10 protein-coding genes are annotated in these 17,528 nt (G+C 61.3%); 7 read left to right on the top strand and 3 right to left on the bottom strand.

Annotated elements, in window-relative coordinates:
* The first annotated feature begins 7 nt into the window (after window positions 1-7).
* From ACP7DE_RS13535 to gluQRS, 5 genes are all read left to right on the top strand, one after another.
* Complete coding sequence (locus ACP7DE_RS13535) at window positions 8-2,164, top strand: type VI secretion system Vgr family protein (protein WP_426072591.1); 2,157 nt, start codon at window positions 8-10, stop codon at window positions 2,162-2,164.
* A 2-nt stretch (window positions 2,165-2,166) separates the two neighbouring features.
* On the top strand, window positions 2,167-3,495 hold the full coding sequence (locus ACP7DE_RS13530; protein ID WP_426072590.1) for a DUF2169 family type VI secretion system accessory protein: 1,329 nt from the start codon (window positions 2,167-2,169) through the stop codon (window positions 3,493-3,495).
* Entirely contained in the window at window positions 3,492-8,486 is a 4,995-nt protein-coding gene (locus ACP7DE_RS13525; protein ID WP_426072589.1) for an RHS repeat-associated core domain-containing protein, read from the top strand. The genes ACP7DE_RS13530 and ACP7DE_RS13525 overlap by 4 nt, the downstream gene beginning before the upstream one ends.
* 6 nt (window positions 8,487-8,492) lie before the next feature.
* Complete coding sequence (locus tag ACP7DE_RS13520) at window positions 8,493-8,897, top strand: hypothetical protein (protein ID WP_426072588.1); 405 nt, start codon at window positions 8,493-8,495, stop codon at window positions 8,895-8,897.
* 105 nt (window positions 8,898-9,002) lie between these two features.
* Window positions 9,003-9,929 (top strand): tRNA glutamyl-Q(34) synthetase GluQRS, encoded by a 927-nt coding sequence (gene gluQRS, locus ACP7DE_RS13515; RefSeq protein ID WP_426072587.1) that lies wholly within the window; start codon window positions 9,003-9,005, stop codon window positions 9,927-9,929.
* 76 nt (window positions 9,930-10,005) lie between these two features.
* On the opposite strand, the gene ACP7DE_RS13510 is transcribed toward gluQRS, so the two are convergent.
* Window positions 10,006-12,252, bottom strand: coding sequence for a TonB-dependent receptor (locus ACP7DE_RS13510; RefSeq protein ID WP_426072586.1), 2,247 nt, complete (start codon window positions 12,250-12,252; stop codon window positions 10,006-10,008).
* Between the two features lie 528 nt (window positions 12,253-12,780).
* On the opposite strand from ACP7DE_RS13510, the gene ACP7DE_RS13505 reads away from it, so the two are divergent.
* Both ACP7DE_RS13505 and bla read left to right on the top strand, forming a co-directional pair.
* The gene (locus ACP7DE_RS13505; RefSeq protein WP_426072585.1) at window positions 12,781-15,474 is read left to right on the top strand and encodes a hybrid sensor histidine kinase/response regulator; all 2,694 of its coding nucleotides are present in this window, start codon (window positions 12,781-12,783) and stop codon (window positions 15,472-15,474) included.
* Window positions 15,467-16,360, top strand: a complete 894-nt coding sequence (gene bla, locus ACP7DE_RS13500; RefSeq protein WP_426072584.1) for a class A beta-lactamase — start codon at window positions 15,467-15,469, stop codon at window positions 16,358-16,360. Before ACP7DE_RS13505 ends, bla begins: the two co-directional genes overlap by 8 nt.
* Here bla and ACP7DE_RS13495 read toward each other — a convergent pair whose 3' ends face one another.
* Complete coding sequence (locus ACP7DE_RS13495; protein WP_426072583.1) at window positions 16,361-16,795, bottom strand: DUF695 domain-containing protein; 435 nt, start codon at window positions 16,793-16,795, stop codon at window positions 16,361-16,363.
* A gap of 44 nt (window positions 16,796-16,839) precedes the next feature.
* The gene (locus ACP7DE_RS13490; RefSeq protein WP_426072582.1) at window positions 16,840-17,499 is read right to left on the bottom strand and encodes a hypothetical protein; all 660 of its coding nucleotides are present in this window, start codon (window positions 17,497-17,499) and stop codon (window positions 16,840-16,842) included.
* Window positions 17,500-17,528 lie beyond the last annotated feature (29 nt).

The following is a 17,528-nucleotide window of genomic DNA, read 5'->3' as shown; positions in this document are numbered from 1 at the left end:
ATGCGCGATGAGCCAGTTCCCGGATACGACGGCAGCATGGATGGTATTAGTGGGCGACATGCAGGGCCAGCGCCTGCTGCGCCTGCACTTTCCGCATGGCGACGGCCCCGCCCACATCCAGTTCCTGGCCAACAGCCTGGCCGCCAGCGAAAGCCTGTCGCGCGACTTTTCCTATGTGGTGGAAGTGCTGTCCGATGATGCCAGCATCGCGCTCGACAAAGTGATGGGCAAGATGGTGACCGTCGAACTGGTGCGCGAAGACGGCAGCTTGCGCTACTTCAATGGCTATGTGTTCGAGTTCCGCTTCCTGCGCACGGATGGCGGCTTCGCGTTTTATGAAATGGTGCTGGAACCGTGGCTGGCGCATCTGCACTTGCGGCAAAACAATGTCGCCTTCCACGGCTTGACGGTGGCGGCGCTGACGGACAAGGTCTTCGATGACTACCTGATGCGCGACTACAAGCTGGCCGCCGGCGGCCTGGATCCCGCCATCACCTATACCTGCCAACATAACGAAAGCGACCACAACCTGCTGCACCGCCACTGGGAGCAGCTGGGCTGGCACTACCGCTACGAACACCGCCTTGATGGCCACACCTTGTGGCTGGGAGACGACAGCACCATTGGCAAGCCCATCGATGGCGTATCGAGCGCCATGCCCTTCCAGCACCAGGCCGGCTCCCTGGAGGACGATGGCGTGCATCAATGGAGCACGGTGCGGCGCATGGCCCCGGCGCAGATGACGATGGCCAGCTTCAATTTCAAGAATCCGCGCAGCGCCCGCGCCAGCCGCGACTCGCTGAACCGGCAAGGCGCCGTGCCGTCCCTGGAAGTGTATGAAAACACGGGCAACTACGGTTTTAAAAACATCGACGATGGCGAACGGCTGGCCCAGCGCCGCATGGAAGAACGCGACGCGCAGGGCCAGCTCTTCGAGGCGCAAGGCAATGACCGCACGGCGCAGCCGGGGCGCTGGTTCAGCCTGGCTGGGCATTTCGACAGCGCAGCGTCGGGCAAGGACGCTGGCGAATACATGATCCTGTCCGTGCAGCACTACGCCAGCAACAACTACCAGCAAGGGCATGGCGCCATCTCGCACTACAGCAACACATTTACCTGCATCCACCGCGCCATCCCCTGGCGCCCCGGCCGAAACTTCCATAGCCGCGAACCGAAGATCTACGGCGTGCAGACGGCCACCGTCGTCGGGCCGCCCGGCGAAGAAATCCATACGGACGGTTACGGAAGAGTCAAAGTGCAATTCCATTGGGACCGCCTGGGCAGCTTCGACGATAAAAGTTCGCCGTGGATACGCGTGATATCGAACTGGGCCGGTCCGAACTTCGGCCACATCAGCCTGCCCAGGGTGGGCATGGAGGTAGCCGTGCAATTCCTCGACGGCAACGTGTCCATGCCCCTCATCATCGGCTGCGTCTACAACGCGCGCAACATGCCGCCATGGGACTTGCCAGCGAACAAAACGCAAAGCGGCATGCTGAGCCGTTCCTCAAAGAAAGGTTCCAGTGCGCACGCCAACGCCCTGCGTTTCGAGGACCGCAAGGATGCGGAAGAACTGTGGCTGCACGCGGAAAAAGACCAGCGCATCGAAGTCGAGCATGACGAGTCGCACTGGGTCGGCAACGACCGCAGGAAAACTGTCGACCGTGATGAAACCGTGCACGTCAAGCGCGACCGCACGGAGACGGTGGGCCACGATGAAGACATCACCGTGCACAACAACCGTCGTGAGCGCGTCGACCATGACGAACACATCGACATTGGCGACAACCGCCGCGAACATGTGGGCGGCAACGAGCAGGTGCAGATCGACGGCCACCGCTCGGAACGGGTAACCCTGGCCAAGGAAGAAAGCATCGGCCTGGCCAAGGTGTTGACCATCGGCGCCGCCTACCAGACCACGGTCATCGGCGCCATGAATACCACGGTGGTGCTGGCGCAGGCGGAGCAGATCGGCCTGACGAAAAGCGTCACCGTCGGCGCCGACAGTACGCTCACGGCCACCGATTCGCACACGATGAAGGTGGGCACTTCCAGCATCACCATCACGCCGGGACGCATCGAACTGGTTGCCGATGAAATCATCATCCGCGGCAGGTCCAAGGTACAGATCCATGGCGACGACATCGACAACAATCCGGGCTGACGATGAACGATGCCGGTACCGCCAATTTCAACATCCCCAACCTGCTGTTCGACAACCGCACGCCGCACGCGGCAAGCCAGTTCGACATGGTCGATCAATTCGGCGAGGCCTTCCACGTGGTGGTGGCGCGCATGGGCTACACCCTGGGGCCGTGCGGCGCCGATGGCCTGGCCAGCCTGCTGCCCATGGCACAACCATCGCCGCTGGCCACGGAAGACCGGCATCTGGGCGACGACACGCAGGCGGGCACCGTGCAGGAGAGCGACTTCGCGCCGTACAAGCCGCGCTGCGACGTGATCATCAATGGCGTGGCGCATGCGCCGCGCGGGCAGGCGATGCCGCAATTTCTCGTCAACCTGAAGGTGCGGTCAGAAAAGAAGACCCTGATCGACAAGACCTTGCAAGTGTGCGGCGAGCGTGCCTTCCGCAAGAAAACCGTCCTCACGCGCCTGGCGCAAGGCTGCGCCCGCATTGCCACGGTAGGCTTGCTGCGGCCCAATCCATGGCAGCTATCCGCACCAGAAGCGTTCCTGCAATTACCGCTGCATTATGCCTACGCGTATGGCGGGCAATGCCGCATTGAGGCCGATGATTACAACGCGGCGGCGCACGATTCCTGCCAGGCCAACCCGCTGGGACGGGGCTTTGCACGGCACTGGTACCTGGATGCGAAACACATCGATGAGGTGCCCGCGCCTCGCATCACGTATCCATCGATCACGTATCCATCGATCACACATCCTTCGCAGCCATGCACAGCCGCCCAGTTCTGGCAAGGCGCGGGCGGCAAGGAGTTGCCCGCGCCGGCGGGACTGGCCGCTATCGGCCGTGGCTGGCTGCCGCGCCGCACGCTGGCCGGCAGCATCGTGGTCAAGGATAAATGGGATGCCGACGAAATCCCCGTCCTGCCGGAAGACTTCGACTTTGCCTACTGGAACAGCACGCCGCCTGACCAGCAATGCCCGTACCTGACGGGACGGGAACAATTCACCTTGACCAATCTGTGCCGCCACGACCATCCCTCGGCCCGCATTGACCCGCGCGGCAACACGGTGCTGCGCTTCGCCCTGCCCCAACAAGTACTGTGCCTGTTGCTGGCGGACAAAAACGACCAGTTGCTCGTCTGGCGCCTGGCCATCGATACGGTGCTGGTCGATCCCGAGGCGGCCACTGTGGAACTGGTCTGGCGCGCCATCGTACCAGCCGATGCGGGCCAGGTCGCGTCGCGCCTGCTGCACCTGATGGAGCCGGCGCAAATCGCGCGCATCGAACTGCTGGAACAGGCGCAGGAAGTGCTAGGCGTAGCCGTCGAGCAGGGCAAAAAACCATGACGAATGAAACCGTCACCAAGTCGGGGCGCTTCTATTGCGTCAGCCTCAGCCCCGACATGTGCAAGACGCCCGTCGGCTCCAGCACGCCCCCTATTCCCTACAGCATCATCGGCGAGTTCTCGGAAGCACAGAACGCTTCGCCCAACGTCAAGTCGCACAGCGAGCCCGTCATCCTGCATCAGCGCAGCATTATTCCCACCGTCAAGGGCGACGCGGCCGGCAAGGCGGGCGGCGTCAAGAGCGGCACCGTCGGCAAGCAAGTCGACACCAAGGTCGCCAGCCCCATTCACCGCGCCAACGGCGCCAAGCTGGTGCAGATGGGGCGCGAAGTATGGATGAATTCGCGCAATACCGTGGGCAAGATTTATGAGCGGGGCGCGGAGGCGGCCAAGCCCGTGCTCAAGGAAGTGAAGGCGGCGATACGGGAAGCGGCTCAAGATTACAAGGATCATGGATCGAAGAAAATGCATGGCGCCGCCGAAGACATGGTGGACGCGGGCAGCGTCGTCCTGACAGGCAGCGCCGTGCTGGGAGTCGCCGGAGTGGGTGTCGCGGCAACGGGAGTCGGCGCCCCCGTTGCCGCCGCGATGGAAGCCGGGGCGGCAGCGGGCGCTGTGGCCGGCACGGCTACCGTTGCGACAGGCACGGCCATGGAAGCATCGGCCACAGTGCTCGACCAGGCGGCCGACTACCTATTGACAGGCAAGACACCTGATTTACTGAGTACCGCCTCAGACATCGTCACGAATGCGGCAGGCACAGTACTGCAAACTGCGGTGTTCAGCAAGGTCCCAGGTGGGAAAATACTGAGCAAGTTTCTCGGCAAAAAAGCGGCGCCGACCATCAATAAGGTCAAGGACAAGCTGGTCGGCAAAAAACCGGACAAGCCGCCCCCAAAACTCGACAAACCACCACCAAAAAACGGCGGCGACGACGGCAAGAGCCGTGGCAAGAAGGAGCCGAAATCGGAACCGCCGTCCGACTGCTGCCCCAAGGATAGCGGCCCCGCAAAAAAACCCGTCAAGGGCCGCAAGCCCGTGCATTTCGGTACGGGCCAGGAAATCCTGTACCAGACGGATTTCGCGCTCGAGCGCAGTATCCCCATCGCCTGGACGCGCTGCTACCGCTCCGGCGCCGAATGCGAAGACTGGGGCTTGCTGGGCGCACGCTGGTCCACGCCCTACACCGCCAGCCTGTCGCTATGCGCCGCCGGCATCGTGGTTCACGACGACAGCGGCCGCGCCCTGCGCCTGCCTTACCTGGAACCGGGCCAGCAGCACGACAGCCGCAAGGAAGGTTTCACGCTCACGCGCGACAGCGCCGACACCTTTGCCATGTTGTGGCGCGACGGCAGCGTCGACCGCTACGCGCGCGCTGAAGGCGCCTGGCTGCCGCACGGCTACGACGGCGTCAACGCCATGCTGGTTCCGTCCGCTCCCGTCGCCACGCAGCGCTTTGCACTCGTGCGTAGCGAAGGGCGCGATGGGCGCGGCATCAGCATCGACCGTTGCATGGATGCCAGGCCGGGCGAAGTGATGCTGCGCCTGCGCAGCGACGATGGCAGCGTGTTCGAAGCCATGCGCGGGGATGAGGACAAGGCCATCCACATCGGGAAGATCGATGAGGTATTGCCTGACGGCAGCCGCATCTGCCACGTCCGCTACGCGTATGCCAGCGAGACGAACGATGGTCAGCCGCCCTTCGCGCCACGTCACAACCTGATCAGCCAGTCGAATGCGCTCGGCGACACGCGCCGCTACACCTATCGTCACCACCTGCTGACGTCGTGCAGCAGCTACACGGGTTTTACCTACGAACTCGAATGGATCAGCCTGGATGCGCTACGTGCCCGCTGGAGCGGATCACCGTTAAGCGAGCAGGAACTGGCGCTGCGCTATCCCGTCACCGTGGCCAACAGCTACCAGGCGCGCGCCATCGCCACGCGCGCCCGGGATGGCAGCGAGTACACGCGCATCGATTACGTGGACAACGACACCAGCCGCATCACCGAAAACGGCGGCGTTCTCGAATACACATTCGACGCCAACTGGCTGGTCACCGAGGTGCGCCGCGTCATCGATGGCAAGGCCGCCTCGCTGGGCCGGCGCGAGTGGGACCGCGATGGCATGCTGCTGGCCGATATCGACGCCAACGGCGCCGCCACCCGCTACGCCTACGATGCAGCCGGCAACCTGGCCCGCAGCACCGATGCCAAGGGACACAGCAGCACCATCGAATACGATGACCAGAACCAGCCCGTCGCCTTCACCGATGCACTGGGCAACACCACCTTGCGTGAATACGATGCGGCAGGCCGCCCCGTCAGCATCACCGATGCTTTGGGCCATGTCACGCGCTACCGCTACGACCAGCGCGGCCAACTGCTGGAACTGATCGACGCCAGGGGCGGCAGCAAGCATTTCCAGTACAACCGCCAGGGCATGCTTACCAGCTACACGGATTGTTCTGGCCACAGCAGCGAATACAGCTACGACAAGCAGGGAAGATTGACGGCTGCGCGCGATGCCATGGGCCACGTCAGCAGCTACGAGTACGATGGCCTCGGCCGCCTGACCGGGCTCATCACACCAGACAAAACACGGGAACACTACGCCTACGATGCAGACGGCAATCTGGTCTTGCACGTGGATGCTGCCGGCCAGCAGACGCGCTACCGCTATAACGGCCAGGGCTTGCCCGTGGAGCGCACGGACGCCATCGGCCAAGCCTTGCAGTATCGCTACGATGCCGCGCTGCAACTGACGGAATTGATCAATGCCAAGGGCGAAAGCTACCAGCTCGCGTATCACGCGGAAGGCTGGCTGGCGTCGGAAACGGGCTTCGACGGCAAGCGTACGCAATACAGCTATGACCAGGCCGGCAACCTGACCGCCACCGAGTGCGGCAGCCGGCGCACGCAGCTGCTGCGCGACACGCTCGGTTTGTTATCCGTCAAGACCACGGCGGACGGCGTGGTGCGCTACGCCTACGATGCACTGGGCCGCTTGACGGCCGTATCCGCACCGCAAGCCGAACAGCGCTTTGTCCACGATGCGCTGGGCCAGCTGATCGAAGAGCGCAGCGCCTGCTTTTTGCAAACGCTGCCAGAAGCGGCAAGATTGCCAAATGCTCCGCGCGCGCCAGACGCCAGCTTTGTCATGACGCACGCGTATGATGAACTGGGCAACCTCATCCAGACGGTCTTGCCGAATGGACGCCGCATCGATACCCTGCGCTACGGCTCCGGCCACTGGCATGGCGTGCTATGGCAAGGCAAGACCGTGGTCGACGTGGAACGCGACAAGCTGCACCGCGAAAAGCAGCGGCAACTGGGCAGCAGCGGCTTGCTCGCCACGCGCCAGTACGACCCGCAATCGCGGCTCACGCAACTGACCCTGGCACGCGGCGCCGACGCGCCCGTCCCCATGCGCGAACGCCGCTTCGAATACGATGCGCAAGGCAACCTGACCACCATCTTACAGACGGGCGCCACCGCTGCCGGCCCGCTCGGCAAACTCAGTTACGCCTATGACCCCGTCGGCCAACTGCTGGCCGCCGTGCAACCTGGCCTGGCCGAACACTACACCTTCGACCCGGCAGGCAATCTGGTCGATACGGCCCCCGCCTCCGGCAACGTACTGAAACGCTACGGCGATACCGAATACGACTACGACGAGCAAGGCAACGCCACCGGCAAGCGCTTCCATCCACCAGGCAGGGAATCGACCTGGAGCGATTTGACGCTGCAATACGACGCCGAAAACCGCCTCAGCCACGCCACCAGGACAGAACGCCAGTCACGCCACCGCGCCCACTACTTTTATGACGCCTTCAGCCGCCGCATCGCCAAGCGGGTAGAAGAAGCACGCTGGAGCAAGCAGCAAGACATCACCAAGGACCAGCCCGCCAACTGCGCTAGCAGCACCACCTTCTTCGTCTGGGATGGCGACACGCTGGCACAGGAACTTGGGCAAGAAGAGACGGTCACCTATCTGTACGAGCCGGACAGCTTCGTGCCGCTGGCCAGGATCAGTTCGCCAGCCTGTCGCCGGGCAAGCACGGTCCACTTGCCGCGTATCGCGCAATGGGATTTACCTGCCATCCGGCACGACGCCGAATTGCAAGCGGCGATTGCGCAAGAACAAGCGTACACCGAAGCGCATCATGTATCAACATGGCAACGTACCCAAGCAGTAGCCAATGACGCGGCGGCACACGACCGCATCACCCACTACCACTGTGATCACCTGGGCACGCCACGCGAGTTGACGGATATACGAGGGAACCTGGTCTGGAGCGGCCGCTACAAGGCCTGGGGGCGTTTGCTGCATGTAGAGGGAGAAATTGAACAGCCGTTGCGGTTTCAGGGGCAGTATGAGGATGGGGAAACGGGGCTGTTTTACAATCGCTATAGGTACTATGACGCCAGTATTGCAAGGTACCTGACGCAAGACCCAATAGGATTACTGGGCGGGCTGAATGGATATGCCTATGTTCAGTCGCCAACCCAATGGATCGATCCATTGGGTTTGTCTGCTGGATGTCCAAAAAATACACCTTGCAACCCTTGCGTTGGGAAGGATCCTGCATCTGAAGCACGGGCAACTCAAGGAACAGCAACCTATCCGAACAATCCTTATGCTTTTGTAGATACTTATACTAATATGGTATTAAAAAAGGGAACAATTTTATACTCCCTATCACCTGGAGCAGCTCCAGGCTTTGGTGTCACAAATCATACCCTAATGAAATCAGCTGGCGACGTGAAGAAGTATCATGAACTGACCCAGGTAACCGCAGGGAAGGATAGCATGGACAATCCACGATCAATGAGAAAAGAAGTACAAGTTTATCGTGTAAACAAGGATATTTGCGTAGCAAAAGGAATGGCAAAAGCAAATACGCAATTTGGTAGCGGTGGTGCAACGCAATATTACGTTTCCCCATCAGACATAAACAGTCTCACGCCTGGCGTAAGAAGAAAGATATAAGTTCAGATGAAAAACAAAAAATACTGGAAGAACAATGGAACGAAAGAAAATCCTATATACGACTTTATATACCCAATATCATGGAGCGAAGAAGAAATACTTAAAGAGAATGAAGAAAATATTGAAAAAATAAAAGGTAAAAAATGTGAATGGGTGAAGCAACTAGAAAATATGCCAAAAAATATAATGAGCGCAGCAATAAGCGAAATTAAAAACGGAAATGTACTAAAAAGCATAAGCAACAATAACTGGCCAAACAATGGCAGCATTGTAGTTAGCTTTAGAGATAAATTCCATGAGGAAAACAAGAAATTAAATGGAGTCCAATGGCGCGAATTAAATGACCCTCACTATTGCAAAGAAGAGATAGCCGAGATTTTCAACAAAACAGAGTATTTGCTAATCCACTAACCTACCACCCGATTTGACACACCACGTTCGCTCCCCGATACTTGGCTCTAACCATACCAACTCCCCAAACGCAGTCTACCTGTGTAGCCGCTTGCGCCAGCACGAATGAACCTTTCTTTCCCTACCGCCCCCTACATCGGCCGCTTCGCCCCCTCCCCCTCCGGTCCCCTGCACATGGGCTCGCTCGTTGCCGCCATGGCCAGTTATCTCGATGCGAAGGTGCATCAGGGCACGTGGCTGCTGCGCATCGAGGACCTGGACTATGACCGCAATGTCGAAGACGCCGATATGGCGATCCTGGCCACTCTGCAGCGCTGCGGTATGGCGTGGGATGGCGAGGCAACGTGGCAGAGCCGCAGGCTGCCGCTGTACGAGGCGGCGCTCAAGCAATTGCAGGATGATGGCCTCGTGTATGCGTGCGGCTGTTCGCGCAAGGAAATCCACGATTCGGTGGTACAGGCGGATACGCACAAGAATAAAGCCGCCGTGTATCCGGGTACCTGCCGCCATGGCTTGGCGCCGGGCAAAGCGGCACGGGCTTTGCGGCTACGCGTGCCAGAGGGGCCACAAGCCGTGTATGGCTTTGCCGACCGCTGGCATGGTGCGCAGCGGCAGGATCTGGCCACCGAAGTGGGCGACTTCATCGTGCTACGCGGCGATGGATACTGGGCGTACCAGCTGGCCGTAGTGGTAGACGATGGCGCGCAGGGCATCACGCAGGTGGTGCGCGGCGCGGACTTGCTCGACTCCACGCCACGCCAGCTGTATCTGCAGAATGTGCTGGGCTTGCCCCATCCCGGCTTTTTGCACGTACCTGTCGTCAATAATGCCAGCGGCGAGAAACTGTCAAAGCAAACGGGTGCCCTCGCCTTTGATACGGGCACGCATGCCGCCGAACTGCTGGCGTCGGCACTGCTGCCCGCTGCCCGCTTCCTCGGTCTCGACGTACGCGCCGACAACCTGGAAGATTTCTGGCGGCAAGCCATTCCCGCCTGGGGACAGCGGCTGGCGCAACTTCCCGAACACACATAAAAAAACCCGCCACGGCGCGAGCCGGGCGGGTAGCAATGCAGGCGCCAGCACATGGCCGGCGCCTGGTATCAGGCAATTAGAAGTTGCCTTTAAATTGCACACCAAATTGACGTGGCTCATTGATGAAGCCCGTGCGGTTGTTGAAGTCGATGGCGCCCGTGATGCGTTGGGTGTCCGTGATGTTGCGGCCAAAAGCGGCCACTTCATACTTGCCGGCATCCCAGGTATAACCCACGCGCAAGCCGCCTTCGACCATCGGCTTGCCGGTGAACTCGATTGCCTCATACAGGAAGAAATTGATCTTGCTGCGATAAGCCCAGTCCGTAAAGACGAAGAATTCGCCGTTTTCCATCGGGATCGAGTAGCGGCCCGTGGCGGTGATCGTCCACTTCGGCGCTTGCGGCAATGGATTGCCGTCGATGATGGCACGGTTGCCAGTGGTCAGCGGATCGGTCACGGTGCAACGCGTTTGGGCGCAGGTGGCGATCGACAGGCTCGGATCCTTGATTTCCGTGAAGTTGTAGCTGCCGCCCAGGGACATCTTCAGGCTAGGCGTGACAAAACCTTCCAGTTCCAATTCCGCGCCACGGCCATTCGTCTTGGCTGCATTGATCAGGCGCGTGATGTTCGACGTACCGCCCACCACCGTCAACTGCTGGTTTTTCACCTGGTAGTCATACACACTGAATGCTACGCGGGCGCGGCGGTTGAACAGGTCAGCCTTGATGCCCGCTTCGAACGAAGTGATGGTTTCCGCATCAGCCACGGTGACAGGCACGCTGGTGCTGGCCGGCGCGATACTTGGCGCGCGGAAACCGGTGGCGATACGGCCGTAGAAGTTCACATCCTTGTTGTACTTGTAGGTACCGCTCAGGTCCCAGTTGACCTTGGCTTTGCTGACATCGGCGCTGGTCGGGTTGACCTGCACGATGTTGGTCGCTTCCACCGTGTTGAAATCCTTCTTGTCCTTGGTGTAGCGCAAACCGGCGCGCAGCATGAAATCATCGTTGACCGCGTAGTTGACGGAACCAAACGTTGCCCATGCCGAGTTCTTCTGGCGGCTGGCCAGGTGCGTGCTCAGCACATGCGTGTTGGTATCGAAGTTGTCGGTGAAGCCGTTGGCATCTTCATTGAAGTAGTACACGCCAGCCTGCCAATTGAGCGGACCGGCATTCTTCGATTCGGCGCGGAACTCTTGCGAGTATTGTTTTACGCTGGTGATGCCGCCAGCCGTTTCAACCTGGAAAGGAATGAAGTTGGGGCTGGTCGGGCCAAGTCCGTTCGGTGCGCCGCCGTCGATGTCGCCATGCGACACGTAATTGCCGACCTGTTCAAAGCCGGTGATCGAGTACAGCTTGACGCCGTCCAGGTCCCAGCTCAGGCGCGCGCTGGCGCCGTTGGTGCGCAGGCGTTGGAAATTCGGTGCATTCGTGAATGACTTGTTCGGGTCGAAACCGTCGACGATATCGTTCGTGCCTTGCTTGATCAGGTTGGCGTAGAAGATACGCGCGCTGCCCGTTGTATTGCGCTGGTGCACATTGAACAGGGCATTGAACGTCGTATTCGGTGCGTACAGCAGTTGCACGCGTTCGGCGTGTTCGTTGTAGCCGTCCAGCGCGTTTTTCTGGCCCGTAAAGGTGTTGTCGACGTAGTCGTCGCGGTGCTGGCGCAGGGTCGAGAAGCGCAGCGCCCATTCTTTGCTCAGCGGCACGTTGACGGCGCCATCGAAATTGCTGGTGTTGTGCGTGGCGGTGGAAACGTTGTAATAGCCTTCAACCTTGTCCAGGTTCGGCTTGACGGATTCGAACTTGACCACGCCGGCAGGCGTATTGCGGCCGAACAAGGTGCCTTGCGGGCCACGCAGCACTTCCACGCCAGCCACGTCGAAAATCGGATAGCCCTTGAGGATGGGGTTTTCTTGCACGACATCGTCGTAAATCAGGGAAACAGGTTGCGATGCAAAGATGTTGAAGTCGGTATTGCCGTAACCGCGGATGTAGAAGCGGGGGAAAGTACGGCCATTCGATGATTCCACGTTCAGGCTCGGCACTTTGCCGGCCAGCACGCGGATATCTTGACCGCCGGACACCAGCACGTCGAGCTTCTCGTCGCGCAACAGCGACACGGAGACGGGCACGTCGCGGATATTTTCCTTGCGGCGCTGCGCCGTCACGGTCACGGTTTCCAGCTGGCTGGCGGCAGGCGCCGTATCAGCAGCGACTTCATCTGCATACGCCGAACCGATAGGCAGGGCGGCGGACAGTGCCAGCATGGCGGCGCTTTTGGCGCACAACCGCTTGTGCATCTTGGACATCTTGATCATGTTGTTTCCCAGAAGTTTAAAAAAGAATTGCGAAATCTGTCTTCCAACCTGTCTCCGGCTTATGTACGGCGCGGGCGTTCTCCGCACCGTCATGGTGCAGCAGCGCGAACGGATGTTTCTCCGCTCCTGGCGTCACTGGCTCTGCCCTGGCTGTCCTCCAAGCTGACAGCGGTTCCGGCCGCATCTCTGGAATGTCTGATGAACACCAACTTTTGAGTAAGGCGCCAATTTAATTCAAGCGCCTTATGCGCTGCAAGAATATTGTTATGTAAAATATTCATTCATCAACATAAAGGGCAGACTAGTGGTTATTCAGCCACAATAGCGCCCTCGCCTTGTAGTTTCACCAGTTGATTTGCCGCAGGCCACACCTTTTTTTCCTGGTCAGCCGAAAGCAGAACTGGCATCCTGCAAGACAGCCCTGAGGGTAAAAATAGTTGTAATATCGCCAGAATTGAGTTGCACGGCTGCCCCATTTCAGTGCGGTGGCGGCCCCTGCATCCCCTTGCACCATCGTCGATCGCCTCCATGTCCGAACCGAGCCAGCCCAGCAACGCCGTACCGTCCTCCATCGCCGCCGCCCAGGCCGCACATTTACTGCTGGGTGCCCATTGCGACATCGTCTGGAGCACGAAAAGCTTCGGCCAGTTCGATGCCGACCAGCCTTCCTGGCGCGCCTTCACGGGCCAGACCGAAGCCGAACTGCTGGGCCGCGGCTGGCTCAATGCCCTGCATCCGGACGACCGCAACTTGCCTTACGTCATGCCGTCGCATCTGACGACTGTGTTCGAAGCGGAATACCGGCTGCGCCACGTCAGCGGCACCTACCGCAATATGATTGTGCGCATGCTGCCCGTGTGCGGGCCGGACGGCAGCATCGTTGAATGGCTGGGCTCGCATTGCGACGTGACGCAGCAACGGCAGACGGAACAGCGGCTGCGCCTGGCCATGCAGGGCGGTCGCATGGGCACGTGGGAGATCGACCTGGGCAGCGGCAGCATGGCCTGCTCCGATGCGTTCAAGACCAATCTGGGCCTGCCGCTTGCCAGCCACATCGATTACGCACAGTTGACGGGCGCCATGCTCGAGGGCGACCTGCAGCAGTGGCAGACGGTGGTGCATGCGGCCATCGCCGGCGCCAGCGATTTCGAGATCGACATCCGCGTGCGCTGGCCCGATGGCGCGCTGCACTGGGCGCATATGCGCGGCACCTGCACCAGCGATGGTGCCGGCAATGTGATTGCCCTGTCCGGCATTTCGCTCGACCTGACGGCCAGCAAGCAGAACGAGGAAACCCTGCGCCTGACCCTGGCGGCCGGCGAAGTGGCCACCTGGAACTGGGACATCGCGGCCGACCGGGTCACGGCCGACGGCAATATGGCGCGCTTGTTCCCCGTGAATGCTGGTGCGGCCACGGCAGCACCGCTGGCGCGCTATCTGGACATCATCCATCCCGATGACCGCGAGCAAGTCAGCGCGCAGATTACCCAGGCGCTGCACGAGCACGCGCCCTTCGAGGCCAGCTACCGCATCGGTGCCGGCGATGGTCAGTACCGCTCGGTCATCGCGCGGGGCCGCGCGGAATACGCCCCCGATGGCACGCCCTTGCAGTTTCCAGGCGTGCTGCTCGACATCACGCGCCAGAAACAAGTGGAAGATGCGCTGCGCCGCAGCGAGGAACGCTACCGCACCCTGATCGACCTGATGGATCAGGCCTTTTGCGTCATTGAAATGCTGTACGACGAGCAGGGCCGCCCCATCGATTTCCGCTACCTGGAAGGCAACCCCGCCTTCGTCAAGCAGTCGGGGCTGGACAACGCCATCGGCAAGACCATCCGCAGCTTCGTGCCCGAGCACGACCAGCACTGGTTCGACCTGTACGACCAGGTCGTCAAAACCGGCGAGCCCGTGCACTACGAAAACGAAGCCGTGGCCATGGAGCGCTGGTTCGAAGTCTTCGCCGCGCGCCTGGGCGGTCCCGGCAGCCGCCTGCTGACGGTGCTGTTCAGCGACATCAGCGAGCGCAAGCGCTCGGAGCAGCAATTGCGCCAACTGGCAGACAACCTGTCCGAGATGGACCGGCGCAAGACGGAATTTCTGGCCACCCTGGCGCACGAACTGCGCAACCCGCTGGCGCCCATCCGCAACGGCTTGCAGATCATGCACCTGGCCGCCGACAAGCCCGCCACAGTGGCGCGCGTGCGCGACGTGATGGAACGGCAAGTCAATCAGATGGTGCATCTGGTCAATGATTTGCTGGACGTGGCCCGCATCACGCGAGGCCAGATCGAACTCAAGCTGGAACGGGCAGACTTGAAAACCATCATCGCCAGCGCCGTGGAAACGAGCATGCCGCTGATCGAAGCGGGCCGCCACCAGTTGCAGGTGCAACTCGCTGAAGAACCGCTGCGGCTCGAGGCCGACCCCACGCGGCTGGCGCAAGTGCTGGGCAACTTGCTCAACAATGCCGCCAAGTACACGCCAGCGGGCGGGCACATCAGCTTGCGCGCCTTGCACGACGGCAACGAGGTGGTGATCGAAGTGCAAGACAGCGGCGTGGGCATTCCCGCAGAATCGATCACGACCGTGTTTGACATGTTTACGCAGGTGGGGCAAAACATGGGCAGGGCTCAGGGCGGCTTGGGCATCGGCCTGTCGCTGGTGCGGCGCCTGGCCGAGTTGCATGGCGGCAGCGCCACGGCGGCCAGTCCCGGTGCCGGCCTGGGCAGCACCTTCAGTGTGCGCCTGCCCCTGCTGGCGGCGGAGCCAGCCGTACCTGCCGTAGTGGCCGTTCCCGCCGCACTGGCCTCGCCGGCCTGCGCCGCCAGCGGCCCACGCTTCCGCGTGCTGGTGGTCGACGACAACGCCGATGCGGCCAATACCCTCGCCGCAGTGCTCGACATGATGGGCCATGCCACGCAAGTGGCCCACGACGGCGAGCAAGCCCTGGCCGTGGCGCCGCAATTTTTGCCAAACGTTATCTTCCTCGACATCGGCTTGCCCGGCATGAGCGGCTACGACGTGGCACGCGCGCTGCGCCGGATACCGGCCGGCGCCAACGTCGTGCTCGTCGCATTGACGGGCTGGGGTGCCGAAAACGACCGCAGCCAATCGAGCGCGGCCGGCTTCGACCACCATCTGACCAAACCGGCCAGCCTGCTCGCCATCGGCGAATTGCTGGCCACCCTTTCCACGCCAAAAACACCTGCAGACCATGACTGACTCCACAAACCACGTCCGCCGCCACCTCTTGCTGGCCGGCGCCGCCGCCCTGCTGTGCCCGACACCGCTGCTGTTTGCCGCGCCCGCCCCCCGCATCGCCGCCGCCCAGACGCAACTGGCCGCGCTGGAACAGGCCGCAGGCGGACGCCTCGGCGTTGCCGCCTGGCGCCAGGGCAGCGACCTGCGCGTCGCCTACCGCGCCGACGAACGCTTTCCCCTGTGCAGCACCTTCAAGGCCATGCTGGCGGCCGCCGTGCTGGCGCGCAGCGTCAGCCAGCAGGGCTTGCTGGATCAGCACGTGCGTTACGAGAAAAAAGACCTGGTCACGTATTCGCCAATAACGGAAAAGCATCTGGCCGACGGCATGAGCGTGGCGGACCTGTGCGCCGCCACCTTGCAGTACAGCGACAATAGCGCGGCCAATTTTTTGATGACAGTATTAGGCGGGCCGCAAGCCGTGACGGCGTTTGCACGCAGCATCGGCAACACGGTGTTCCAACTGGAACGCTGGGAAACGGAACTCAATAGCGCCATCCCAGGCGAAGTGCGCGACACAGCCAGCCCTGCATCGATGGCACACAGTTTGCAACAATTGTTATTGGGAAATAGCATGCCAGCGCCGCAGCGCCAGCAACTGGACGCCTGGATGCGCGGCAACACCACGGGCGACAAACGCATCCGCGCCGGCATGCCGGCCGGCTGGCAGGTGGCCGACAAGACGGGCTCGGGCGCCTACGGCAGCGTCAACGATATCGGCGTTGCCTACCCGGCCAGCGGCGCGCCGCTGCTGATCGCCGTGTACTACACGCGCGAACAGAAAAAAGCGGACACGAATCAGGACATCATCACGGCCGCCACGCGCATCGTGACGGCCGCGCTGGCGTAATTACTTCGGCAGGGCAGCCATGAAGCCCGCATACGTGGACCAGGCGGGGTCGGCCGCGCTGCGGATATCGATCGGGAATTTCGGGCGCGACGCCAACGCCGTGTTGAGGCGATTGAAAAACTCTTCGCCCGACTGCGTGTAATAAATCCATTCGCGCAAGTTTTCGCCCGTCGAAACCAGCGCCAGGGTGGCGAAACCATCCGCTTCCACGACCGGTTCCAGCGCCGCTTCCAGCTCTTCCATATGCTCGCGCTCGTTCGGCGCGGGCATGCCCGTTTCGTCCTCATAAAGCCAGGCAATGATGATGCGGTCAGGCTGCGACGACAGGTCCCAGTCGTCATGGAAGGCGTCGACATAGCGGTAGATGATAGCCATCTCGTCGCTGTGCGTGACGATAGTGCCCCAACTGCGGGCGGAAGTGGAATGTTGGTTCATGGTTGCAACAGTCAAAAAGAAGAATCGAGCAAAGGGCGAGCAGTCTACAGCACTGGCGGGCAAGTCACATTCCAGGCTTCATACTGGGCACCGCTCTTGCGCAGCCAGACGCGGGCGTAGCTGTCGCGGTCGCTCTTGAACACCAGCGCATAACGCTCCTCGGCACGCGGCGCAGCGGAGCCCACGTCGACGGCCGCCAGCGTAAACTTCAGCGCCCGCAATGGGGCACAGGCCGTATTGCCGGCCATTAATAATCGTGCCCGCTCCAGCAGCGGCTTCTGGTACAGCAACACGCCTTCCAGTTCCACATCGGGAATGCGCTGCAGCATGCGCACGGGTTCGGCCACCGCGCGGCAGGTGCCAAGGTCGAGCCAGGCGAAATACTCCATGCCCGCCTCCTGCCAGCGCGCCTGCTTGCCCTCGCCGTGCAACACGAACTTGGTACGCTGCGTACGGCACAGCGCGCCATGGCCGCGATATGGCGGCGTTTCCACGCTGCCCACCACTTCGCTGCCGCGGCCACCTACCACCGGCACGCTCTCGAACACGGTGCGTGCAGCGGGCTCGTCCGGATACTGCTGCGCATAAAATTCCAGCAAGGACGCGCGCTGCTGCGCATCCACCACCGCCTCGGCGGCACTGGCAGAGAGGCACACGGCCGACACTACACACAGCGCCAAGGGGCGCACAATATATCTTGGCATGGATCCTGGCATGGCATTCCTTCAATCGG

This window comes from Janthinobacterium sp. DSP2-3-3 (assembly GCF_049897325.1).
Lineage (GTDB): Bacteria > Pseudomonadota > Gammaproteobacteria > Burkholderiales > Burkholderiaceae_D > Janthinobacterium.
The sequence above is the reverse complement of the archived record's forward strand: the minus strand, read 5'-3'. Positions and strand labels throughout refer to the sequence as shown.

What these genes read in the sequence shown, in the direction of transcription:
- ACP7DE_RS13535 (WP_426072591.1), top strand. Translation starts at nt 8, where the DNA reads ATGAGCCAGTTCCCGGATACGACGGCAGCATGGATGGTATTAGTGGGC.
- ACP7DE_RS13505 (WP_426072585.1), top strand. Translation starts at nt 12,781, where the DNA reads ATGTCCGAACCGAGCCAGCCCAGCAACGCCGTACCGTCCTCCATCGCC.
- ACP7DE_RS13495 (WP_426072583.1), bottom strand. Translation starts at nt 16,795, where the DNA reads ATGAACCAACATTCCACTTCCGCCCGCAGTTGGGGCACTATCGTCACG.
- ACP7DE_RS13490 (WP_426072582.1), bottom strand. Translation starts at nt 17,499, where the DNA reads ATGCCAAGATATATTGTGCGCCCCTTGGCGCTGTGTGTAGTGTCGGCC.
- ACP7DE_RS13520 (WP_426072588.1), top strand. Translation starts at nt 8,493, where the DNA reads ATGAAAAACAAAAAATACTGGAAGAACAATGGAACGAAAGAAAATCCT.
- bla (WP_426072584.1), top strand. Translation starts at nt 15,467, where the DNA reads ATGACTGACTCCACAAACCACGTCCGCCGCCACCTCTTGCTGGCCGGC.
- ACP7DE_RS13530 (WP_426072590.1), top strand. Translation starts at nt 2,167, where the DNA reads ATGAACGATGCCGGTACCGCCAATTTCAACATCCCCAACCTGCTGTTC.
- ACP7DE_RS13510 (WP_426072586.1), bottom strand. Translation starts at nt 12,252, where the DNA reads ATGATCAAGATGTCCAAGATGCACAAGCGGTTGTGCGCCAAAAGCGCC.
- ACP7DE_RS13525 (WP_426072589.1), top strand. Translation starts at nt 3,492, where the DNA reads ATGACGAATGAAACCGTCACCAAGTCGGGGCGCTTCTATTGCGTCAGC.
- gluQRS (WP_426072587.1), top strand. Translation starts at nt 9,003, where the DNA reads ATGAACCTTTCTTTCCCTACCGCCCCCTACATCGGCCGCTTCGCCCCC.